Below are 21,902 nucleotides of genomic sequence, written 5' to 3'. Positions count from 1 at the left end.
TTACTCGCGTGTCCAATACTTTATCCTCAGGTACATCTCGGCAGAAGATACTTCGTCCGAGCTGAAATATATTTCTTCAGAATTTGTACGGATGAGTAAATACGGACTGACCGTCTTATTGACAAACAGCTTGATATTGCGTCCGTCTGTTGTTCTGAAACTTCCTTTTGCATAATCTCCCGCTGCAAAACCGTTTGTCTTGACAGAAATTTTGGGAGTATCCTTAGCCAGATTCAGTTCCGTAATCTGGCTTTTTTCTATTCTAAAACCATACATGCCTTCTATAATCAGGTGATCATCGGCAAGCCGGATTTTACTGTTTCTGAAACTGGAAAAAAGTGTTGTTCCGGTTCCGATGGCAATGACAAGCAGGATTGCAATCCCGACGTAAGTTCCTGCTTTCTGCCCTTTTGTACCGCGGTAATAAACATTTCCGCGTGCAATCAGAAATGCATAAGCTACCAAAGGATACAGAATAATGAATGCACTTGCCCAGTTATGATTCAGGCGTGTCAGGATCAGAAATCCCGTTAAAAGTGAAATACCGAGAAACAGGTGAAACTTTTTAAAAAACCGGAGGTATGCGGCAACGTCCATCTTTGCCCTGTCCGATTCGGACATGGTGTTGTAGCCGGACAAGATGTACTTTGCATTATTGACAGTAACGATACTGCCCAGTAAAATGAAGACCAGTGATAAAAAAATAGCGGTAACAAGCATTGATTTACAGCTTAAAATTCTGGATTCTGCAATCGGAACTTAAATTATAACCTACTGTTTCCAGCATAAAAGTTACATAATTTTCCGCTACCGCCGTAAAAGATAGGCAAAAATCTGTTAGCCGAACTGGCGATATGGTTATATTTATAAAAAATAAGTAATCATGATTATTCCGTTGAACATACCGGTACACGATTTTTTCAATGCAGTTTTCAAATCCAATGATCAGTGAAAAAGAAAATACCACAATCAGTAAATTTCTTAGTCTGATCCTTCGCCACAAGCCCGAAGCAGCCGGGATAGAACTGGATGAAAATGGCTGGACGGATGTAAAAATACTGATCGAAAAGGTAAACAAGGCAAATGTGACTTTGAACCTTGAAATACTGAAACATATTGTTGAAACCAACTCGAAAAAGCGTTTTGCCTTCAATGATACTTTTGACAGGATCAGGGCAAATCAGGGACATTCCGTTGAAGTTGATCTCGGCTATGAAGCTAAAATCCCGCCTGAAATCCTGTTTCACGGAACAGCCGAAAAATTCAGAGCAAGTATTCTGGAAAAGGGTATTTTAAAAAGAGAAAGGCATCATGTTCATCTGAGTGCTGATATGGATACAGCTGTAAAAGTTGGCTCAAGGCATGGAAAACCTTTTGTATTTGAAGTACTTGCAGGAAAAATGTTTTCAGACAAATACAGTTTTTACTTGTCTGAAAACGGAGTATGGCTGACGGATCATGTTCCTTCTGAATACCTGAAGAGATGACAAACAGGCTGTAAAATTATATTTCTGTCTTCTTCAGCCAGCCTATATAACCTTTCTGAATCTGAACAAAGGAATAATCCGGTTAATGTCAGTTACTGCTGCGGAATTCCTTCACCAATGCAATGCTTTCTGCAATTTTCTGCTCAATCCACGGATAGTTTGCTTCTGCAATAACGTCTTTCGGAAATAAATTGGAGCCCAGGCCAACGGCATATGCACCCGCTCCAAACCATTCACTAATGCTTTCACGCGTTGGCTGAACGCCGCCTGTAACCATGATTTTTACTTTTGGCATGGGTCCGCGGATTGCTTTGATAAAGGCAGAACCCACTACATCGCCCGGAAACAATTTCACAACGACTGCGCCTGCCTGCTGGGCATTGTAAATTTCGGTCAGCGTAGACACACCCGGAATCCAGGGAATATTTGCAATGGCGCATGCACGGCCAACTTCCGGGTTCAGACAAGGTGTAACGATGAAATCAGCTCCGGCTTCAATGAATTTCTGTGCTGTTTCCACATCATAAATAGTCCCGATTCCCATGGCTAAGCCCGGCAGGCTTTCTTTTGTGTACGCGACCAGCTCAGTAAAAACATGATAGGCATTGTCGCCGCGGTTTGTAAACTCAAACGCCCTTGCGCCGCCGCGGTAACTTGCATTGATTACTTCTTTGGCAACTTCAATGTCAGCATGATAAAACAGCGGTAAAATCCCGACTTCGTTCAAAAGTATCAATATGGTATCCTTGTCCATGATTACTTGCTGTTAATTTTATGTTTAGGTTAATTTCTTTCTCTTTTCCTGACTTATAACGAATTACCGCCGTATTCTTCCGGAAGTTTCGCCTTGTCGGATTGCTTCCACTTCCGCAACGGTCGAGATCAGCGCGTCACCTTCAATCGTATGTTTCAATGCAGAAGCCGCAACGCCGAATTCCAGTGCTTTCTGCTGATCATCAAAAGAAATAAGGCCGTGAATAAGACCGGCAATGAAAGCATCCCCGCCGCCTACCCTGTCGATAATCGGATTGATTTCAATGTCTGCGGTTTCCAGCAGTTCGGTTCCGTTCCACATATAAGCGCGTAAAAGGTTGTGCGAAGCGCTCAAAGACGTTCTTTTTGTGTCCACAACCCTACTGACCTGCGGATAAGCCTTTTGTAAATTGACGCTGGATTCAACAAAATCGTTTCCTTCGATGCCGAATATCTCTTTTATATTTTCACCGTTCGCGATCACAATATCCGTTCCGGCGGTAAGTTCAGGCAAAATTTCGGATGGTTTTTTTCCGTATTTCCACAAATTGGCCCGGTAAAAAATATCACCAGAAACTGTTATCCCGTACTTTCTTGCTACTTTGATCCCGTCCAGAAGCGCGTCGGCAGCTCCCTGCGACAATGCAGGCGTGATGCCGGCCCAGTGAAACCATTTGGCATCTTTCAAAATCGAATCCCAGTCAATTTCCTTCGGGTCAATTTCGGCCAGTGAAGAATTGGCACGGTCGTATACAATCTGGCTTCCGCGCATGGCAGCGCCGGTTTCCAGAAAATAAACGGCCATTCTGGGCCCGCCATAAATAATATGCGAAATGTCAACACCATGAAAATGAAGATACTGCGCAGCCGCCCGGCCAATCGGAGAATCCGGGAAACGCGTGACGTGCGCCGTATGATGCCCCCAGTAAGCGAGTGCCGTGGAAACATTTGCCTCACCGCCGGCATACGTAACATTAAGCTGGCGTGCTTGCTCGAAGCGGGAAAAACCAGGGGTGGAAAGCCGCATAAGGACTTCTCCAAAAGAAACGATCTGAGCCATATCCTGAACTATTGGCCGGGCAGATTAGAAATTTGACCCGTAACCTGAAAAATTGAATAATTGTAAAAGTAAACGTTTTATATCAAAAATAGCCCTCATTATTCATCAGGGCTATTTTTATAAAGTTTTTTAAAGCAAAAAACCGCTTTCAGAATCCAAAGTAATTGCGCGCATTATGATAGCAAATATCCTGGACAAGCTTTCCGAGCCACGGAATGTCGTTGGGCAACTCGCCGTTTTCAACGTCATTTCCGATGAGGTTACAAAGAATGCGACGGAAATACTCATGGCGTGGGTAAGATAAAAAGCTGCGCGAATCCGTAAGCATTCCTACAAAGCGGCTTAACAAACCCATGTTGGAAAGTGCATTGATCTGGCGCTCCATGCCGTCTTTCTGGTCCAGAAACCACCAGCCGGAGCCAAACTGCATTTTTCCGGCAACAGTTCCGTCATTGTAATTTCCGGTCATCGTGGCAATTACTTCATTATCGGCCGGATTAAGATTGTAAAGTATGGTTTTGGCAAGCTGATCCGTAGAATCCAGTTTGTTCAGAAATGCGGACAACGCCTCCGCCTGGCTGTAATCGCCGATGGAATCCCAGCCTGTATCCGGGCCCAGTTCCCGGAGCATGCGCGAATTGTTGTTCCGGAGTGCGCCGAGGTGAAATTGCTGTGTCCATGATTTTTCATGATCCAGTTTGGCAAGATCATAAAGCAAAACAGACTTGAACGCGTTCCGCTGCGCTTCGGTCGGCAACCCGCCATTTACAGCTGAATGAAAGGCCTGCTTCGCCGCTTCTTCATCAAAATCTGCATAAATATGGTTCAGACCGTGATCGGAAAGCTTGCCGCCCAACGAAGCAAAAAAATCATGTCGGTTACGCAAGGCATTCAGCAGACTTTCGTAAGAATCAATTTTCCCGGTTCCGGCAGCGTTTTCCAGCTTTGCGATATATTCCCGAAATGCATCCGGTGAATCAATCAGCAGCATGGCTTTGTCCGGCCTGAAAGTAGGAAGCACTTTGATGTTGAAACCGCTGCCGCTGATCTGCTGATGATATGCAAGCGAATCCGTCGGGTCGTCCGTCGTACACACAACTTTCACGTTCATCTTGTCCAGCAGGCTTTGTACGCAGTAATCAGGCTGTTTCAGTTTGGCCGAACATTCGTCATAAATTTCTCTAGCTGTATCTTTATTTAACAGAATATCAATGCCAAAGTAACGCAGCAATTCAAGATGCGTCCAGTGATACAGCGGGTTGCGCATCGTGTACGGCACTGTTGCAGCCCATTGTTCAAACTTTTCCCAGTCGCTTGCATTTCCGGTACAATACCTTTCATTTACGCCATTGGCCCGCATTGCACGCCATTTGTAATGATCGCCGTAAAGCCAGATTTGCGTCAGGTTCTCAAATTGCCTGTTTTCGGCGATCTGGTCCGGCGGAAGATGACAGTGGTAATCAATGATCGGCATTTCCTTTGCAAAATCATGATAAAGCGTACGCGCCGTTTCCGAACGCAGCAGAAAATCGTCTGTAATAAAGGTCTTTTGTACGGCTGTGCCTGTCGTTTCCATCATGCTGAATCACAATTGATTTGATGTTTATAACCCGCTTCTTTCTATTGCATATTCCAGACCGCGCAATTCCGCAAGGCCGCGCAGCCGCCCGATCGCAGTATAGCCGGGGTTTGTTATTTTGGTTGCAGAAAGGTCATCGAGCATGCGGTGCCCGTGATCGGGCCGGAAAGGCATCCTCAGATCGGCCCTTCCTTCGGCTGCTCTCTTCTTTTGCTCCGCCAGTAATGCTTTCATCACGCTGTACATATCCACGTCGCCGTCCAGATGATCGGCTTCATAAAAACTTCCGTCGTGTTCTCTCTTTGTTGCGCGTAAATGAATGAAATGAATGCGGTTTCCGAGCCGGTCAACCATTCCGCTCAGGTCATTATCCGGACGTACGCCGTAAGATCCTGTGCAGAAACATATACCATTTGCAGTATGGTCAAAAGCTTCGAGTAAAAGCATGGCATCATTTTCAGTACTCACGACACGCGGAAGCCCCAGTATCGCATACGGAGGATCATCCGGGTGAATGGCCAGACGGATACCGGCTTCTGCAGCCACCGGCGCAATGGCCTGAATAAACTGGTACAAATGCGTACGCAGTTCCAGATCGCCTACATTCCGGTAGGTATCCAGCACTTTTCTAAATTCCTCAATTGTAAAACTTTCTTCCGAGCCCGGCAGTCCGGCAATGATGTTTCTGACAAGCTTATTGACATTTTCCTCCGTTGCGTTATTCAGCCAGCTTTTCGCTTTTTGCTTCTGCTCGGAAGTATACAAATGCTCGGCTTCAGACCTTTTCAGAATATACAGATCAAACGCTGCAAACTGCGCGGCATCAAATCTTAAACCTGTGGAGCCGTCTTTCATGGGCGCGTCAAGGTCTGTTCTGGTCCAGTCGAGCACGGGCATAAAGTTGTAGCAAACCGTATCTATGCCGCATTCACCCAGATTGCGCAATGTCTGCTGATAATTCAGAATGTAAGTTTCACAATCTCCGGTTCTTGTTTTAATGGCTTCATGAACCGGAACGCTTTCCACTACGGACCATGTAAGTCCGGCCTGCTCAATAAGGGCTTTGCGCGTCAGGATTTCTGTTTTTTCCCAGATTTCTCCATTGGGAATGTGATGCAGTGCCGTTACTATTCCTGTTGCGCCGGCCTGACGGATATCTTGCAATGAAACGGGATCATTCGGCCCGAACCAGCGCCATGTTTGTTCTAATGCCATATTTTTGCTTTTAGCGATTAGCTGTTAGCGACTAGCTGTTAGCTTTTAGCCGCTAGCTTTTGGCAATCGCCTTTATATCAGAATTATTAATTTATAAATTTTATAGTTAGAAGTCAGTTAAGAGCTAATAATTAGCTGCGAGTAGCCAATAGCTAACAGCCAACAGCCAACAGCTCTACGCCACCAGCCTGTGTTCCGGAACGCGTTCACGCAGTACTTTCAGGGCCCGGCTCATTTGCGTTTCTACTGTTTTGACCGAAATTTCCAGTTTTTCTGCAATATCACGGTAACGAAGCCCTTCTTCCCGGCTCAGCCTGAAAATAATCTGGCACTGCCGCGGCAAAGCCTGAATGCAGCCTTCCACGTGATCAAAAAACTCGTTGAACGAAAGTTCGTCAACAGGTGAAAAATGATCTGCATGCATGGTGTTCCATTGTACCGAATCCAGCGATTCGCGCTCATGCTGCCGGTGAATCCGAAGCTTCAGGTAATCCAGCGCCTGATTGCGTACGGCCCTGTAAATGTAAGCCTGGAAAGAGGTATGAACTTCAATCTGCTCCCGATTTTTCCAGAGTTTTACAAATACATCCGAAACAACTTCTTCCGCAATTTCACGGCTGACTACAACGCGCATGGCATAATTACAAAGCGATCTGTAATGATTGGTAAACAACTCCCGAAAAGCATTGTAATCCCCGGATGTTACGACCTTGCCAAACAAAATTTCCATGATGTTTTTCTGTGTATAAACAGGCGGCAATGAGCTGGTAAAAGATGTTGCTTCCATTAAGATTGGGATGAGTTAATTATAGAAAATTTCCTGGAAATGTAGTGGTGAAAGCAGGAGTAATTGCGTCCATATGGAATCTAGTTTAAACATAGATTCGTTGATTCGCAAAAATTAATCTTGAAAAAAAGCTATAAATTTACGCAACCGTTCCCGGAACCGTTCCCGTTTTGCAATTTTTCCCGGAACATCGGAGATTGTAAAGTAATTGGTGCAACAACAGTTCCGGTTTCGTTTTTTTAAGTAAAAAGTCAAATTTGCAATATTCCAATAACAGCAGATGAAAAAAGTTTCCGTTACAATCAAAGAAATTGCAAAGCAGCTCCATGTCAGTAAATCCACGGTCTCGCGCGCGCTCCGGGACAGCAGTGAAATCAGTGAAGACACCAAAAAGAAGGTGATCGAGCTGGCAGAAAAACTTCATTATTACCCGAACCCGATTGCCATCAGTCTGCTTAAAAACCGCACGCAGACCATTGGCGTCATCGTGCCGGATATTGCAAACCGTTTTTATTCCTCTGCAATCGGAGGCGTGGAAGATATTGCATACAGTCGCGGCTATCATACAATGATTTATCAGAGTCACGAGTTGCTGGAAAGGGAACTTGCAGCATCGCGGCACATTGCGTCCCGCCGGGTGGACGGACTGGTAGTGGCCATTTCCAGCCAGTCCGAGAACATTGATCATTTTGTGCAATTGCAGGAGCAGGGAATTCCGGTGGTATTTTTTGACCGCGTAAGTGAAGCCATGCAAACGCATAAAGTCCGGGTAGATGATTACAAAGGTGCTTTTGAGGCAACCAGCCACCTTATTGAAAGAGGCTGCCGACGCATTGCGCACATTGCCGGGCCCAAGCCGGTTTCCATCACGCGTTTCAGGCTGGAAGGCTACAAGGATGCGCTTAAAAAATACGGCATTGCATTTCAGGAAGAATGGGTTTTGCACAGTGAAATTACGCAGGCAGGCGGCACGGAACGGACGTATCAGTTGATGGCGCTGCGCGAAAGGCCGGATGCGATTTTCGGGGCCAGCGACCGGATTACAATGGGCATCCACTGGGCATTGCGCCAGCTGGGCTACCGCATGCCCGACGATGTTGCCGTGGTGGGTTTCTGTGACCTGGCCATGTCCTCACTGCTTGATCCTCCGGTAAGCTCTGTTACGCAGCCGTCTTTTGAAATGGGGCAGCAGGCTACTTCCCTTTTGCTGGATCTGATTGAAAGCAAAAGTACCCCGGCTGCATTCGAAACCAGGGTACTTCAGTCTAATCTTGTTATCAACAAATCCTCTTTAAAAGAAATTAACTTATGAGCGTTATCCCGTAATCGTTTTCAGTTTTCGTTCAAATTCGGACAGGATTTTTTCTTTCATCTGGACTTTGCGTTTCTGGATATTGATCCTTCCGGCGGCTTGTTTGTCCTGTTCCGGATCGCCGGTTGCTGTCCGGTCAAATTCAAGGATGGCAAATTCCAGATCGCTTTTTTCACGTTTGGCCAGCCATTCCAGTTCGCGGTATTTTGTTCTGAGCTGCTCTTCCGGGCTTTTCAGTTCAAATGCCGGATATTTTCTGCTGATGACGCGTGCAAGATAACTTAGTTCAAAAATCTTGTCGCAGACCATACGGAAACGCTCGGCAAGTTCCTTGTCCGCCATTTTGAACGGAATCTTGATTTCTTTCCACTTGCTCAGCAATACTTTTGCTTCCTGCGAAGCTTCAACGATATCAGGCTGCCGCAAAAGATGTTCGGCTTGCTGCAGCAGTTTCTGCTGTTCCAGGATACGCGGATCTACACGTACTTTTGGCTCAATGCCTTTGGCAAGGTTATACTTATCGTAAAACAGTTTCAGAAAATGCCTGTACGCTTTGTTTACCTTGAAGAAACGTTTTGGAGGCACTTCACCGACATTGTTCCAGGCATTGCGTATTTCCCTGGCTTTCTGGTATGCATCATCCAGATCGCGTGAGTAGCTCAGCGTCTTGGTTATTTTGATCAGCTTTTCATATTCTTCGATACGATGCTGGTTTATTTTGTTCTGTTCATCGAAATAATCACGGCGGCGCTGGAAGAAATCGTCCAGGATTTGCTGAAAAGTAGTTTCCACTTCTTCCTGATATTCCTTTTCGACCGGGCCCGTACGGATCCATTTTGCTTTTATTTCCTGTATCTGGTCCGTTGCAACGGTATAATCCTGAATGGCTGCCGCCACTTTCACGTCTTCAATCAGTGCCCGCTTGATTTCAAGGTTTTTCAGCTGATTGACTTCTATCAAGCCTTTCAGATATTCTTCTTTTTCTTCCAGCCGGCGCAGCAGAGGGACAAAATCCCCGAGTGCATCAAAGCCGGTCAGCTTACGTTGCAGCTGGATCAGCTTGGTCAGATAAGAACCTTTGTTAAGCGCCTCATCAATTTCCTGTTCCAGTTGTTCCACTTTGTTCAGAACAATGTTAAAGCGATTTTTAAAATAATCGATCGCTTCCTGCTCTGTTCTCTTTACTTCTCCAATTTGCCGGTCGGGGAAATTCAAATACCCCTTTAAAAATACCTTGCTGTCTTTAACGTAGCCGTATTCATCATTCAATGTGGCATTTTCCATTCTTTCAATTTTTTATCTGCTAAGTGTAGGGATATATAACGATATTTGTTACGCACAAATTAACTAAAAAATGAGTAACGAAACCATTATTTTCTCAATGTCGGGGGTTAACAAAATCATTCCTCCCAACCGGCATATTATCAAGAACATTTATTTATCCTTTTTTTATGGTGCAAAAATCGGGGTTCTAGGTTTGAACGGCTCAGGTAAATCTACACTTTTACGCGTTATAGCCGGCATTGACAAGGATATTCAGGGCGAAGTTGTATTCTCGCCCGGCTACTCTGTAGGCATGCTGGAACAGGAACCGAAGCTGGATCCTTCCAAAACGGTAAGGGAAGTAGTGGAAGAAGGCGTTCAGGAAATTGTTAATCTTTTAAAAGAATTTGATCAGATAAACGAAGCATTCGGAGAAGAGGATGCTGACTTTGATAAATTGCTTGAACGCCAGGGGGAAGTGCAGGAAAAACTGGATTCTGCCGATGCATGGAACCTGGACAACCGTCTGGAAGTAGCCATGGACGCGCTTCGCTGCCCGCCGTCGGATGCGCTGGTGTCAACTTTATCGGGCGGTGAAAAGCGCAGGGTTGCATTGTGCCGGCTGCTTTTGCGCCAGCCTGACGTACTGCTTCTGGACGAGCCTACAAACCACCTGGATGCCGAGTCGGTACTCTGGCTGGAAGAACATTTGAGACAATACAAAGGAACCGTTATTGCCGTTACGCACGACCGTTACTTTCTGGATAACGTTGCAGGCTGGATTCTGGAACTCGACCGCGGCGAAGGCATTCCGTGGAAAGGAAATTATACTTCATGGCTGGAACAGAAACAGGAACGCCTGAAAAAAGAAGAAAAAACCGAATCAAAACGCCAGAAAACACTTGCACGTGAGCTGGAATGGGTTCGCATGGGCACAAAAGGCAGGCAGGCAAAATCCAAGGCACGCCTTGGTGCTTACGAGCGGCTTCTGGGTGAAGAAGCAAGAGAGAAAGAGGAAAAACTGGAAATCTTTATCCCGGCCGGCCCGAGGCTTGGCAGCAAGGTTATTGAAGCGCATAACGTTTCCATGGGATTCGGCGACCGGCTGTTGTATGAAAATCTGAGTTTTGCCTTGCCGCCCAACGGCATCGTCGGAATTATCGGTCCGAACGGAGCAGGGAAAACAACGCTCTTCAAACTGATAACCGGACAGCTCAAACCACTTACGGGTCATTTTGATGTAGGTGAAACGGTCGAACTTGCCTATGTGGATCAGGAACACGACAACCTAGATCCGGTCAAAACCGTTTACCAAAGCATTGCAGACGGCAACGACTGGATCATGATCGGCGGAAAGCAATCCAACGCAAGGGCTTATGTAAGCCGGTTTAATTTCGGCGGCGGAGATCAGGAGAAAAAAGTAGGAACGCTTTCGGGCGGAGAACGGAACCGTGTGCATCTGGCCATGACGCTGAAAGAAGGCGGCAATCTGCTTTTGCTGGATGAGCCTACGAACGATCTGGATATAAATACCTTACGTGCTCTGGAAGAAGGTCTGGAAAACTTTGCCGGATGTGCCGTCATTATTTCCCACGACCGCTGGTTTCTGGACCGCGTAGCTACACATATACTGGCATTTGAAGGCGATTCGCAGGTTTACTGGTTTGAAGGCAACTTTTCGGAATACGAAGAAAACCGCCGGAAAAGACTTGGAACGGATGCAACCCCGAAAAGAATCAAGTACAAAAAACTGGCATAAGCCGTCAAAAGAATTTTTGTCAAATGCGCCTGTATGCATATACCGGCGCATTTGGTTTCATATCCCTTTATTCTTTATACAAGCCCGACAATATCAAAAGCGGGTACCGCGTAATTTGCCTAAAGATCAATTCTTGCTAACTTTCGCCCGGAAACAGCTAAACTTTATAAATGGGTCAGATTTCATCTTTGCATAAAATACATTTCATTTCTATTGGCGGCAGCGTCATGCATAACCTTGCCATTGAACTTCATCTGAAAGGGTTTCTGGTCAGCGGCTCCGATGATGAAATTTATGAGCCTTCTGCCGGCCGCCTTGCCAAGTATGATCTTCTTCCGGCCATTACCGGATGGTTTCCTGAAAAAATAACGGCCGATCTGGAAGCGGTAATCCTTGGAATGCATGCACGCCAGGATAATCCGGAACTTGCAAAAGCCAGAGAACTCGGAATCAAGGTTTATTCCTATCCGGAATATATTTTTGAACAAAGCCAGCATAAACAGCGCGTGGTGATAGCCGGAAGTCATGGAAAAACGACAATTACTTCCATGATCCTCCACGTACTGAACTACAACAACCGTGTGTTTAATTATCTGGTGGGCGCTCAGATCGAAGGATTTGACAACATGGTGAAATTATCGGAAAATGCACCTTTGATCGTGATTGAAGGCGACGAATATTTTACTTCTCCGCTAGACCCGACGCCGAAATTCATGCATTATCAACCGCATATTGCACTCATCAGCGGCATTGCATGGGATCATTACAATGTGTTCCCGACGTGGGAATCTTATGTGAAGCAGTTTGAACTGCTGGCCGATTCGCTTCCGAAAGCGGGAGCCATCATTTTTGATGAAACAGACGATATGCTGGACGTAATCGGACGGAAAGAACGGCCGGATGTAGTCAGTACTTCCTATAACGCGCACCCTTATAAAGTTGTTGACGGCAAGACAATTCTTGTTACAGCCGAACTCGGTGAAGTGCCGGTTCTTGTTTTCGGGAACCATAATATGAAAAACATCAGCGGTGCACGGGCCGTTTGTGAACGCCTCGGCATTACGGATGAAGAATTTTACTCGGCTATACAAACTTTCAAAGGCGCTTCCAAAAGGCTGGAACTGCTCGGCAGCAAAGCTACTGTGAATATTTACCGCGACTTTGCGCATGCGCCTTCCAAAGTGGAGGCGACAACAGGTGCGTTGAAAGAGCAGTTTCCGGAACGGACTTTGATTGCCTGCGCGGAACTGCATACGTTCAGCAGTTTGAACAAGACATTTTTAAAACAATACCGCAGAAAGCTGAATGCTGCCGATATCGCGGTTGTTTATTACAATCCTCAGACACTGGAACACAAACGGCTTGAATCCATTACCGAAGAAGAAATCCGGGCAGCTTTTAAAAGAGATGACCTGAAAGTATTTACAGACTCGGCAGAACTGACCGATTTTCTTAAATCTCTCAAATGGGAAAATGCCAATTTGCTGATGATGAGTTCAGGCACATTCGGCGATACAGATCTGAAAAAACTTTCCGAAGAAATTCTTGCATTCTGATATATGCCCTATATTCCACTTCAAACAAGCATTTCATGCAATCTATTGTAGTATATTGTGGTTCAAACCACGGAAACAAGCCGGTTTATGCAGAATCCGCGTATGCACTTGGTGAAGAACTTGCCAGAAGAAATATAAAACTTGTTTACGGAGGCGGAAACATGGGCTTGATGGGACGCGTTGCAGACGGCGCCATGGTCAACAACGGCTCGGTTACGGGCATTATACCCAATTTTCTGGCCAAGCTGGAAGTAGCGCACAAGACTCTGACCGAGCTTCATTTTGTGGATACCATGCACGAGCGCAAAGCTAAAATGGTTTCTTTATCCGACGGTGTCATAGCGCTTCCGGGCGGATACGGCACGTTTGATGAACTGTTTGAAATTCTTACCTGGTCGCAGCTGCGTATTTTTAATGGCCCGGTCGGCTTGCTGAACATAAACGGCTATTACGATTTGCTGCTTCTGCAACTGGACAAAATGGTTGAAGAAGGATTTTTGCACGCAGCAAACCGTGATCTTCTGGTCGTGGCTGCTGATCCGGTAACACTGCTGGAAAAAATGGAAGCTTTCCGACTTGCAAGTCCGGAAAATAAGCCGCTGGATAACTCGTTATACATAGACAATAAATAATTAACGAAGCATTGACAGCCGCTTCTCCACACTAAAATACTCTTCCAAAGCAATGCGTATTTCATTACTTTTAACTTGTATGTTTCTCCTTTCTGCACGCGTTTATGCGCAGCTGGAAAATCTGGGAAAAACAGTAAATACGGAATTCAATGAAATAAGCCCGATCATTTCTCCGGACGGGAAAACGATCTATTTTTCAAGGATCAGCCATCCGCAGAATACGCATGGAGCCAAAGGAAGCCAGGATATCTGGTTTTCGGAGCTTAAAAACGACAAATGGACTCCGGCCCGCCGGCTTCCGCCTCCGCTCAACAAAGAGGATTATAACAGCCTTTACAGCATTACGCCGGATGGAAATACGCTTTTGCTTAAAGGTGCGTACAAGAACGGAGTTTATGAAACCAGAGGATTTTCGACGAGTAAAAAAACGTCGCGCGGCTGGGGCGCGCCCAACAAACTGGATATTCCGGGCTATTCCAAAATCAGCAAAGGCCAGTTTGACTGTGGGTACCTTTCAACCGATGGAAAAGTGCTGGTGATGTCTTTTAGTGAAAAAAAGAACAGCAAGGTCGATGATATGTATGTCAGTTTCAAACAGAAAGACGGAACATGGACGAAACCGCTGAATCTCGGTCCGGAAATCAATACCGAAGAATTTACCGAAACAACGCCTTTTCTGGCGCCGGACGGCGTAACGATTTATTTTTCAAGCGACCGTAAAGGCGGATTGGGAAGCAATGACATTTATTTCAGCAAGCGGATTGATAAAACATGGAAAAGATGGAGCAAGCCCGTTAATCTCGGCCCGGCCATCAATTCGGACGGATATGACGCTTATTACACGATTTCTGCACTGGGCGATTATGCTTATATGACTTCGTTTAAAGAAACCGAGGGAAAAGGCGATGTTGTCCGTTACAATCTCAGCCCGAAACCGGCCCCGGAGGATTCTACCGAAGCACCGGTTGCCAGCGTTCCAACTGCTGATCCCGTTGTGATGGTCAGCGGAAAAGTGATCAACTCCAAAACAGGAAAGCCTGTGGAAGCAACCATTATTTATGAAAACCTGGCGGACGGTGAAGAAGTTGGAACTGCAACGACCAACCCGGCTACCGGAGAATACAAAATTGTACTCCCTTATGGCCAGAAATACAGCTGGCGGGCCGTTGCGCCGGATTTTATTGCGGAAGGAGAAAACATTGACCTGACGGACTCAACAAACAACGGGGAAAAAGGATTCAAGGAGATTGCGAACAAATCGCTTAAACTGATCCCGATTGAAGAAGGCCAGATTGTAAGGCTCAACAATATTTTCTTTGCAACAGGAAAATCCACGTTAAACAGCGAGTCATTTCCGGAACTGAACCGCATTGCGCTTTCCATGACAGAAAATAAAACGCTGACCATCGAGCTGGGCGGACATACGGATAATACCGGCAGCGACGAATTCAACCTGAAACTTTCTCAGGACCGTGCAGATTCGGTAAGGGAATATCTGATTGGAAAAGGCATTGAACCCGACCGCGTGGCCAGCAAAGGTTATGGTGAAACGGTTCCTGTAGCCAAAAATGATACACCCGAAGGCCAGCAGCGCAACCGGCGTGTGGAATTCAAGATTCTGAAAAAATAAGTCAAGTAAATACCGATCAATGATCTGTTATTTCAGTAACCCGAAATCAAAAGCCGGAAACCTCAGTAAATAATAATAATAAAAAGAAAAACGACAAGCCAGAGCGCACCGGTAAAATGCCAGTAACGCGTAAGCAGCTTGATACGCAGTCGGTTGGGAGGATTTACGCTGTATACGAACGAATCCACATAAGATCTGTTTTTAATGGCTTTGCGGAACAGGTGAAGCAGATAAATTACACCGGCCGCAATGTGAATAAGGTGCAGTCCCGTAAGCAGATATATAAAACCGGCAGAAGTATTGGCGTTGTTAAAAACACCTGAATTAATCATTTCCGCCCAGCCGCCGGCCTGTAATAAAATAAACGTTATGCCTAAAAGCAGCGTTATGCCCAGAAAAACGCGGTAATGCAGAAACCGCTCGTTTACAAAGGCAAGATTGGCTTCATGCAGCGTGATACTGCTGAATAAAATCACCAGCGTACTCAGCCAGAACATATCGGGAAGTACAATCAGATGGCCGATTTCCTTGTGCATGCGGACAAGGAAAATGATGAAAATAGAAGTAAACAGAAGTGAGCTGCCCGCAACGCCCAGCCAAAGCATGAAGCCAAGAGGCTCACGCCGCTTTGTAAAAGGATTTTCCTTTGTTTTAGTTGTAGGTTTTAAGCTCATTTTTTTATTTCCGTTTTTAAGCAAGTTTAAACAACTGGCCATTTTTCTAACTTTGTTCTGCTTTCACCTGGCCAGAGCGCCATTTCAGCTTAGAAAACCTTGCCAGACTTTAAATTTACTAAAATGTTTTTCTAAATCTTTTTCCTTCTCAAAAATCCCGTAAAGTGTTGAGCCGGAGCCGCTCATGGCTGCGTAAGCTGCACCGGATTCGTATAAATCGTCTTTAATCTTTTGTAAAAGAGGATATTTTAAGAAAAGCGTTGCTTCAAAATCATTTTTAACCTGATCTTTCCACTTTGATACGGGCTGTTGCAATACATTACGTAAATCTGAACGGCCAGGTTGCGGATTTATTCCTGCATAGGCTTCAATTGTTGAAATATGTATGCCCGGATTTACCATCACAATCCATTTTCCCTGCAGTTTCAGATCAATTTCCTCAAACCGGTCCCCTTTTTCAAAACAATATGCCGGTTTGTTAAGAATGAAAAAAGCACAATCGCTTCCTAATCTACGTGCGTAATCCAGTTGTTTTTCAAAAGAAATTTTGAGGTTAAACTGCTGATCCAAAGCTTTAATGGCAAAAGCGGCGTCCGATGAACCGCCGCCCAGCCCTGCACCGATCGGAACGGCTTTCAACAAGTGCATCTGAACGGGCGGCAGCGCATAATCCGCTGCAAGCATGTTATATGCCTTCACACAAAGATTATCCGCATTGTTTCCAGGAATGGCAATTCCGTCAGACTGAAAATCAAAATGATCGGCTACCGTAATCTCCAGCGCATCCGACCAACCGACCGGGTAAAAGCAGGATTCAATATTATGGTAACCGTCCGGTCTTTTCTCAACAATGTTCAGGCCAATGTTGATTTTTGCATTTGGAAATACAATCATTGCAGTCAAGATTTTGACTGCAATTTAGAGGTTTTAAATAAAAACTACTGCTCCCAGCGCCATTCCTGACCAATTACAAGTTCCTCTTTCAGCCCTTGCGAAATCAGGAAATCACGCGTCTTCTCGTCCGAAAGCTTTTTGACAGCCAGCTTGTCCGTATTGGAAAGTGCATACAGATACATGGAAGCAATCCGGACCGTATTTTCAAACTGCTCCTTGTTCACCAGACTAAAATCATCACAATCTGCATGATAGCACTGAAGAACTTCCGGGTCAAGATGCCCCGACAGACCGGCAATCGGAACGCCTTCCAGCATAAATGGCTGATGGTCACTATGAAGCCCGGCGCGGTTCGCTGCTTCATTTTTAAAACTCTGATCAACCTGATGAATGGCATTGCCAACGCTTGTAAAGAATTCGTTCATTTCCGTTCTTCCAAAAGCATTCACACCTTTCGGATCGTTGGTCATATCAAGGTTCATCATGTAACTTACCTTGTCAATTTCCCCTGATTTTTTCAGTTCATTCACAAAATGCTTGGATCCCAGAAGGCCCTGCTCCTCTCCCATGAACAACACAAACTGGATCGTGCGCTCCGGTTTTACTTTCAATGCTTTAAACGTTCTTGCAATGTCCAGAACGGCAAAAGAACCGATTCCGTTGTCAATAGCGCCTGTCGCCAGGTCCCACGAATCCAGATGGCCTCCGATAATAACTTTTTCGTTTGATTTTCCTTTCAGCGTTGCAATGACATTTCTGGCCTTGATGGGCTTCGAAATGTTATGCATGTTGATATGTGCTTCCAGCGGGCCTTCTTCTTTCAGCCATTTTCTGAGCTCTGCGCCGCTTTCGTTGGAAATACAAACGGCAGGAATGGAAATGATTGCACCTGTTACGGAAGCCGTTCCGGTCAGCAGGATTTTGCCCGGGGCACCGTTGACCATAATCACGCCGGTTGCACCATATTTAATAGCCAATGCTGTCTTTTCTGATCTGTGCAGATTTTTCCTGTCCGTAACGCCGACAAGATTGATATTGGCGAGTACAACTTTGCCCTTTACCATCTCCTTTGCGGCCTCGAAATCTTCTTCCAGACCATTGCCAACGTCTACGATTTCACCCTGAAGATTGGATTCTACCGGAGAGTGCGCCAGTGAAACAACAGGAACTTCCCGGAAATTATCGCTGCTGCCGGGTGCAACGGACAAAGTTACCGTATCGCGCATCCATGCCTCCACTTCAAAAGGCTGAAAAACGACATCTTTAAACCCGTAACTTTTAAGGAGCTTGAATGCATAATCTTCTGCATGTTCTCCGTTGACACTTCCCGTCAGGCGGTGCCCGATGCTTTTGGTTGCTTCGCCCAGCGTGGCGTAAGCTTTGCTGTTCTTTCTGACTTCGTTATCTATTCTTGAAAATTGCTTTTCCCAATTTTTATCACTGACACGGAACCCGGCGAACAAAACAATAAATCCACTAAATAAAAAGATTTGTACAACTTTTTTCATAATACCCGATTAAGGACGCGTGTTACTTATTAATTTTTGAAAACTATATGGAAGTTACTGCAAGATAAACACAAATTAGGTCCTAAAATGATTCCAAAGGTTTCAATGTGTTAATTAAAATACAGAATCTTTTCTACAAGAAAATGGCGGGAGAAAAATAAACTCAAATTTGACAGATTTCTGAAAGTCAGATAAGTGTAAATATTACACTTAACAATATTTTTTATGAAATTATTTGATCAATTTTGTACTTTTCAGCACTTATATTTAAACAATTAAAGCATTTCAAAATGTATTTCCTTGGATTTGATTTAGGCAGTTCGTCAGTTAAAGCTTGTTTGATTCACGCAGATTCCGGCTCAGTCGTCGCTTCTGCCTTTTATCCTGAAAGGGAAATGACCATTTCCGCTCCAAAACCCGGATTTGCCGAACAGCAGCCGGAATTATGGTGGGAAAATGCCTGCCTGGCATCACAGGCTGTCATGAATAAGTCTTCAGTTGCTCCGGAAGAAGTCGGTGCGATCGGGATTTCGTACCAGATGCATGGCCTTGTTGTAGTTGATAAAGATATGAATGTACTGCGTCCTTCCATTATCTGGTGCGACAGCCGTGCAGTGGAAGTCGGCAATCAGGCTATGGAAGCATTGGGAGAAGAATACATTTTACCGCATTTGCTGAATTCACCGGGGAACTTTACAGCCTCCAAACTGGGATGGGTAAAGCAGAATGAACCGGAAGTGTATGCAAAAGTGCACAAGTTCATGCTTCCAGGTGATTACCTTGCAGCCAGAATGACAGGCCATATTGTAACAACGCCGTCCGGACTTTCCGAAGGCATTTTCTGGGACTATATCAATAAAAGACCGGCAGATTTCCTGTTCAGCCATTTCGGGTTTGACCCGCAGATCCTGCCGGAAGTTCTGCCGACATTCAGTGAACAGGGCTTTGTAACAGTAACTGCTGCTGCTGAACTTGGATTACGTGCCGGAATACCCGTTACTTACAGAGCCGGAGACCAGCCAAACAATGCTTTTTCACTGAATGTTCTGGAACCCGGTGAAGTAGCTGCAACGGCCGGAACTTCCGGGGTTGTTTACGGCGTAAGTGATCAGATCAAGTTTGACCCGAAATCCAGAGTCAATACTTTTTTACATGTAAATCCATTATCAGAAGCTGCGCGTTACGGTGTTCTGCTTTGTGTGAACGGAACCGGAAGCCTGAACGGATGGATGCGAAACGCGTTATTAAGCGGAAACTTGTCTTACCCTGAAATCAATCATCTTGCAGCACAGTCACCGGTCGGCTCAGCCGGGCTGCTTTGTCTTCCTTTCGGAAACGGCGCAGAACGCATGCTGGAAAATCAGGATCCGGGCAGCAGTTTTAAAGGACTGCATTTCAGCCGTCATGGATTAAGCCACTGGGCACGCGCTTCGCAGGAAGGCATTGTGTTTGCATTGTTTTATGGAATGGAAATCATGGAAACAGTCGGTGTTGCTCTGAAGCGTATACGCGCCGGAGAAGCAAACATGTTTTTAAGTCCCGTATTCCGGGAAACATTTGCCAATATTTCAGGTGCAACGGTTGAGCTTTACAATACAGACGGCGCACAAGGGGCAGCACGCGCAGCCGGTTTCGGACTTGGATATTACAAGAACCGGAATGAAGCTTTTACAGGTTTATCGGCTGTCAAAACCATTGAACCGGATCCGATACTGCAGGAAACAACACAGGAAGCATATGAAAACTGGAAACTGGCACTTGCAAAGAACCTGGCCTGAATGTTCTTGCTTTTAGCTGATAGCTGTTGACTGCCGGAAAATAAAAAAATGGATTGTTTCGGCAAATGGATTTAGCTATTGGTTATTACCCGTATATGTGCATTCGAGCAGCTGATGGCTGTCGCTGATGGATAGTGGCTAAAAGCTTTCATAAAGCCAGAATTTGCATACAAAGCAAATTACCAAGGCCAAGGACTTCAGTTGATTTTAAGCGATTGCGATTATTTTATAATACATTAACTGTTAGTCTGAGCCTATATCAGAAGCATGCTGTTTGTCTGGTTTTTACATACAAGCGGCATGCTTCTGATCAGTTGCTTTTTTATCCGGTCCAATGTTGCCGCCAGATCAGATCAGGCCCTCATTTCCTGTTGTTCTCTGACAATTTCCTCAATTCTGAATGCAACAATTTCAGCTACTTTTACCGTCTGATCTTCCTTGTTCTGGTACTGACGGTAATTAAGACGCCCTTCGACCGCAATCATTTTCCCCTTTTCAAGTAACGTTTCGCAGCGCTGCGCAAGCTGGCCCCATGCTACAATCGAATGCCATGCCGTATTTTTTACTTCTTCCTTGTTTCTGTTGATGTAGGTTTCATTGGTAGCTAGGGAGAAAGTAGCCACTTTTCCGCCTTCAAATTCCTTTACATTAATTTCCCGGCCAACGTTTCCGATTAGTTTCACTGTGTTCATGTTTATAAAAGACTTATGATGAATGTTTGTTTTAATCCGTTTATTGTGAATCGACAATGCAAATGAAGCGGATTGTCGGAAAGTGATTCGGTTGTTAACTGTTTACAGGGCAACTATATAGCAGTTGGGACAAACACTTTTCCTGCTCCGATTTGCGATACAAAGGTGCAGGATTGAAGAAATATGATTCGGGTAATAATCGCTTATAGTCGGGTGTAGTCGCTTGCAAACGGATAAAGACGTGAAACAATGTGCTGCTGTACAACTATTATATTCAATGAAACGTATATACGTATTCTAACGTTATCACTAACAAATTGACCCAAATTAGAGAACGTCTACAAATTATTAGATAATTTTCTTAAAACATTTGGAGTTTATAAACATATCTCGTACTATTGTAATAGAAATTTTGTTGTATGAAAATTATTTCAGATCATAAGCCAATTCAAGTAGTAGTAAATAAGTCCTTAGCGGACGAATTTGCATCTATTGTTATAAAGAGGTTACATGAATCAGAGCATAAAGTGCATTTAGCACAACTAAGGCTTAGTGAAGCGCAAAGAGCATTGGAATTAGCTATGGATGAACATCTAGTTAATACTGGTAATTACCACGCTCTTACATCTGGCTCGCAGTTACTAGATAATGCAGAGATAATAAATTCAGGAGATAGAAATCTAAGAATTGAAACTAGGGTTCCGGAATCAAATTCAAGTTATCGAATACAGAATAAATTTTGGCGAGAACAAGGTTTTCCAGGTTGGCGGGAGTATACTAAAAGTGTTTTAGATAACTCAAGGGAGTTTTTATCACTTAGTGACTTTTTAGATGGCATGGGTGAAAGTAATCAGGAAGAAAGGAAACGCTTAGAGTCAAGCATTAGTAATGCTTTAACAACACTCCATCAACGAGGCGAAGTTGGCGCAATACAGATTTTAGGGGAGAGAGGCAGATACTATGGGTCTGCTTTGATATTTGAAAAGGCGCAACCTAAGCCTGAGTCATTAAAAAGTCTTCAAAAAAGGCTAAGGTTAAATTTTGATCAATTTAATGTCCAGGAAATATATCCACCAAATGGCAGGTGAATATAACAAAAGCACCTGTTTAAGCAGGTGCTTTTGAAAGAAATAGGGGGGCGACGCAAAGGTCGCGGGTAACAATTGGCGTTGTCTACATTCGAGTTCGACTCTCGCGCCCTCCACATTATTTTTCGCAATTATTAATGTTCAAGATTAACAATTGCAGATAATCGGTGATAAATCGCCCACGTCGTTAAAAGGATGGGAGTCTATCTATTCAAATTAAACAGGTTAAAACGAT

At 44.8% G+C, this 21,902-nt stretch carries 19 protein-coding genes; 8 read left to right on the top strand and 11 right to left on the bottom strand.

Translation table 11 applies throughout. The annotated features are described in order from the left end of the window. Nucleotides 1-720, bottom strand: a complete 720-nt coding sequence (locus tag FEM33_RS06705) for a DUF3784 domain-containing protein (protein WP_139011303.1) — start codon at nucleotides 718-720, stop codon at nucleotides 1-3. A 221-nt stretch (nucleotides 721-941) separates the two neighbouring features. On the opposite strand from FEM33_RS06705, the gene FEM33_RS06700 reads away from it, so the two are divergent. After that, nucleotides 942-1,487: an RNA 2'-phosphotransferase gene (locus tag FEM33_RS06700; protein ID WP_201747713.1), complete on the top strand. Its 546-nt coding sequence runs from the start codon at nucleotides 942-944 to the stop codon at nucleotides 1,485-1,487. 88 nt (nucleotides 1,488-1,575) lie between these two features. Here the strand turns inward: FEM33_RS06700 and FEM33_RS06695 are convergent, their stop codons facing one another. The 5 genes from FEM33_RS06695 to FEM33_RS06675 form a co-directional block, all read right to left on the bottom strand. Beyond that, entirely contained in the window at nucleotides 1,576-2,241 is a 666-nt protein-coding gene (locus tag FEM33_RS06695; RefSeq protein WP_139011302.1) for a bifunctional 4-hydroxy-2-oxoglutarate aldolase/2-dehydro-3-deoxy-phosphogluconate aldolase, read from the bottom strand. 63 nt (nucleotides 2,242-2,304) lie between these two features. Continuing rightward, nucleotides 2,305-3,300, bottom strand: a complete 996-nt coding sequence (locus FEM33_RS06690) for a sugar kinase (RefSeq protein ID WP_139011301.1) — start codon at nucleotides 3,298-3,300, stop codon at nucleotides 2,305-2,307. A gap of 148 nt (nucleotides 3,301-3,448) precedes the next feature. Further along, nucleotides 3,449-4,876, bottom strand: a complete 1,428-nt coding sequence (gene uxaC, locus FEM33_RS06685) for a glucuronate isomerase (RefSeq protein ID WP_139011792.1) — start codon at nucleotides 4,874-4,876, stop codon at nucleotides 3,449-3,451. Nucleotides 4,877-4,903: 27 nt separating this feature from the next. After that, nucleotides 4,904-6,094, bottom strand: a complete 1,191-nt coding sequence (gene uxuA, locus FEM33_RS06680; RefSeq protein ID WP_139011300.1) for a mannonate dehydratase — start codon at nucleotides 6,092-6,094, stop codon at nucleotides 4,904-4,906. A gap of 175 nt (nucleotides 6,095-6,269) precedes the next feature. Beyond that, nucleotides 6,270-6,881, bottom strand: coding sequence for an RNA polymerase sigma-70 factor (locus FEM33_RS06675; protein ID WP_139011299.1), 612 nt, complete (start codon nucleotides 6,879-6,881; stop codon nucleotides 6,270-6,272). Between the two features lie 280 nt (nucleotides 6,882-7,161). On the opposite strand from FEM33_RS06675, the gene FEM33_RS06670 reads away from it, so the two are divergent. Beyond that, a complete protein-coding gene (locus tag FEM33_RS06670) occupies nucleotides 7,162-8,193 on the top strand; it encodes a LacI family DNA-binding transcriptional regulator (RefSeq protein ID WP_139011298.1) in 1,032 nt (343 codons plus the stop codon). A 3-nt stretch (nucleotides 8,194-8,196) separates the two neighbouring features. Here FEM33_RS06670 and FEM33_RS06665 read toward each other — a convergent pair whose 3' ends face one another. Next, complete coding sequence (locus FEM33_RS06665; RefSeq protein ID WP_139011297.1) at nucleotides 8,197-9,477, bottom strand: DUF349 domain-containing protein; 1,281 nt, start codon at nucleotides 9,475-9,477, stop codon at nucleotides 8,197-8,199. Nucleotides 9,478-9,547: 70 nt separating this feature from the next. Here FEM33_RS06665 and ettA point away from each other — a divergent pair, with 70 nt between their 5' ends. The 4 genes from ettA (at nucleotide 9,548) to FEM33_RS06645 (ending at nucleotide 15,033) form a co-directional block, all read left to right on the top strand. Next, entirely contained in the window at nucleotides 9,548-11,215 is a 1,668-nt protein-coding gene (ettA, locus tag FEM33_RS06660; protein WP_138283593.1) for an energy-dependent translational throttle protein EttA, read from the top strand. Nucleotides 11,216-11,385: 170 nt separating this feature from the next. Next, on the top strand, nucleotides 11,386-12,771 hold the full coding sequence (locus FEM33_RS06655; RefSeq protein ID WP_139011296.1) for a UDP-N-acetylmuramate--L-alanine ligase: 1,386 nt from the start codon (nucleotides 11,386-11,388) through the stop codon (nucleotides 12,769-12,771). Between the two features lie 35 nt (nucleotides 12,772-12,806). After that, nucleotides 12,807-13,403: an LOG family protein gene (locus FEM33_RS06650; protein WP_139011295.1), complete on the top strand. Its 597-nt coding sequence runs from the start codon at nucleotides 12,807-12,809 to the stop codon at nucleotides 13,401-13,403. Nucleotides 13,404-13,482: 79 nt separating this feature from the next. Next, complete coding sequence (locus FEM33_RS06645; protein WP_229214120.1) at nucleotides 13,483-15,033, top strand: OmpA family protein; 1,551 nt, start codon at nucleotides 13,483-13,485, stop codon at nucleotides 15,031-15,033. Between the two features lie 62 nt (nucleotides 15,034-15,095). On the opposite strand, the gene FEM33_RS06640 is transcribed toward FEM33_RS06645, so the two are convergent. From FEM33_RS06640 to FEM33_RS06630, 3 genes are all read right to left on the bottom strand, one after another. Next, nucleotides 15,096-15,707, bottom strand: coding sequence for a cytochrome c oxidase subunit 3 (locus tag FEM33_RS06640; RefSeq protein ID WP_139011293.1), 612 nt, complete (start codon nucleotides 15,705-15,707; stop codon nucleotides 15,096-15,098). 84 nt (nucleotides 15,708-15,791) lie between these two features. Continuing rightward, nucleotides 15,792-16,601, bottom strand: coding sequence for a 4-(cytidine 5'-diphospho)-2-C-methyl-D-erythritol kinase (gene ispE, locus FEM33_RS06635; protein ID WP_139011292.1), 810 nt, complete (start codon nucleotides 16,599-16,601; stop codon nucleotides 15,792-15,794). A 44-nt stretch (nucleotides 16,602-16,645) separates the two neighbouring features. Next, the gene (locus FEM33_RS06630) at nucleotides 16,646-18,109 is read right to left on the bottom strand and encodes a M20/M25/M40 family metallo-hydrolase (protein ID WP_139011291.1); all 1,464 of its coding nucleotides are present in this window, start codon (nucleotides 18,107-18,109) and stop codon (nucleotides 16,646-16,648) included. Between the two features lie 290 nt (nucleotides 18,110-18,399). Here FEM33_RS06630 and FEM33_RS06625 point away from each other — a divergent pair, with 290 nt between their 5' ends. Beyond that, the gene (locus FEM33_RS06625; RefSeq protein ID WP_139011290.1) at nucleotides 18,400-19,887 is read left to right on the top strand and encodes a xylulokinase; all 1,488 of its coding nucleotides are present in this window, start codon (nucleotides 18,400-18,402) and stop codon (nucleotides 19,885-19,887) included. Nucleotides 19,888-20,240: 353 nt separating this feature from the next. Here FEM33_RS06625 and FEM33_RS06620 read toward each other — a convergent pair whose 3' ends face one another. After that, a complete protein-coding gene (locus tag FEM33_RS06620; protein ID WP_139011289.1) occupies nucleotides 20,241-20,579 on the bottom strand; it encodes a single-stranded DNA-binding protein in 339 nt (112 codons plus the stop codon). A gap of 419 nt (nucleotides 20,580-20,998) precedes the next feature. Between FEM33_RS06620 and FEM33_RS06615 the strand changes: the two genes are divergently transcribed. Then, nucleotides 20,999-21,667, top strand: coding sequence for a hypothetical protein (locus FEM33_RS06615; RefSeq protein ID WP_139011288.1), 669 nt, complete (start codon nucleotides 20,999-21,001; stop codon nucleotides 21,665-21,667). Nucleotides 21,668-21,902: the final 235 nt, after the last annotated feature.

It is taken from the genome of Dyadobacter flavalbus (assembly GCF_006149045.1).
Classification (GTDB): Bacteria; Bacteroidota; Bacteroidia; order Cytophagales; family Spirosomataceae; genus Dyadobacter; species Dyadobacter flavalbus.
This window is presented reverse-complemented; position numbering and strand designations above follow the sequence as displayed.

What these genes read in the sequence shown, in the direction of transcription:
- FEM33_RS06690 (WP_139011301.1), bottom strand. Translation starts at nt 3,300, where the DNA reads ATGGCTCAGATCGTTTCTTTTGGAGAAGTCCTTATGCGGCTTTCCACC.
- uxuA (WP_139011300.1), bottom strand. Translation starts at nt 6,094, where the DNA reads ATGGCATTAGAACAAACATGGCGCTGGTTCGGGCCGAATGATCCCGTT.
- FEM33_RS06705 (WP_139011303.1), bottom strand. Translation starts at nt 720, where the DNA reads ATGCTTGTTACCGCTATTTTTTTATCACTGGTCTTCATTTTACTGGGC.
- ispE (WP_139011292.1), bottom strand. Translation starts at nt 16,601, where the DNA reads ATGATTGTATTTCCAAATGCAAAAATCAACATTGGCCTGAACATTGTT.
- FEM33_RS06695 (WP_139011302.1), bottom strand. Translation starts at nt 2,241, where the DNA reads ATGGACAAGGATACCATATTGATACTTTTGAACGAAGTCGGGATTTTA.
- FEM33_RS06630 (WP_139011291.1), bottom strand. Translation starts at nt 18,109, where the DNA reads ATGAAAAAAGTTGTACAAATCTTTTTATTTAGTGGATTTATTGTTTTG.
- FEM33_RS06675 (WP_139011299.1), bottom strand. Translation starts at nt 6,881, where the DNA reads ATGGAAGCAACATCTTTTACCAGCTCATTGCCGCCTGTTTATACACAG.
- uxaC (WP_139011792.1), bottom strand. Translation starts at nt 4,876, where the DNA reads ATGGAAACGACAGGCACAGCCGTACAAAAGACCTTTATTACAGACGAT.
- FEM33_RS06620 (WP_139011289.1), bottom strand. Translation starts at nt 20,579, where the DNA reads ATGAACACAGTGAAACTAATCGGAAACGTTGGCCGGGAAATTAATGTA.
- FEM33_RS06615 (WP_139011288.1), top strand. Translation starts at nt 20,999, where the DNA reads ATGAAAATTATTTCAGATCATAAGCCAATTCAAGTAGTAGTAAATAAG.
- FEM33_RS06640 (WP_139011293.1), bottom strand. Translation starts at nt 15,707, where the DNA reads ATGAGCTTAAAACCTACAACTAAAACAAAGGAAAATCCTTTTACAAAG.
- FEM33_RS06670 (WP_139011298.1), top strand. Translation starts at nt 7,162, where the DNA reads ATGAAAAAAGTTTCCGTTACAATCAAAGAAATTGCAAAGCAGCTCCAT.
- FEM33_RS06650 (WP_139011295.1), top strand. Translation starts at nt 12,807, where the DNA reads ATGCAATCTATTGTAGTATATTGTGGTTCAAACCACGGAAACAAGCCG.
- FEM33_RS06655 (WP_139011296.1), top strand. Translation starts at nt 11,386, where the DNA reads ATGGGTCAGATTTCATCTTTGCATAAAATACATTTCATTTCTATTGGC.
- ettA (WP_138283593.1), top strand. Translation starts at nt 9,548, where the DNA reads ATGAGTAACGAAACCATTATTTTCTCAATGTCGGGGGTTAACAAAATC.
- FEM33_RS06645 (WP_229214120.1), top strand. Translation starts at nt 13,483, where the DNA reads ATGTTTCTCCTTTCTGCACGCGTTTATGCGCAGCTGGAAAATCTGGGA.
- FEM33_RS06700 (WP_201747713.1), top strand. Translation starts at nt 942, where the DNA reads ATGATCAGTGAAAAAGAAAATACCACAATCAGTAAATTTCTTAGTCTG.
- FEM33_RS06665 (WP_139011297.1), bottom strand. Translation starts at nt 9,477, where the DNA reads ATGGAAAATGCCACATTGAATGATGAATACGGCTACGTTAAAGACAGC.
- FEM33_RS06625 (WP_139011290.1), top strand. Translation starts at nt 18,400, where the DNA reads ATGTATTTCCTTGGATTTGATTTAGGCAGTTCGTCAGTTAAAGCTTGT.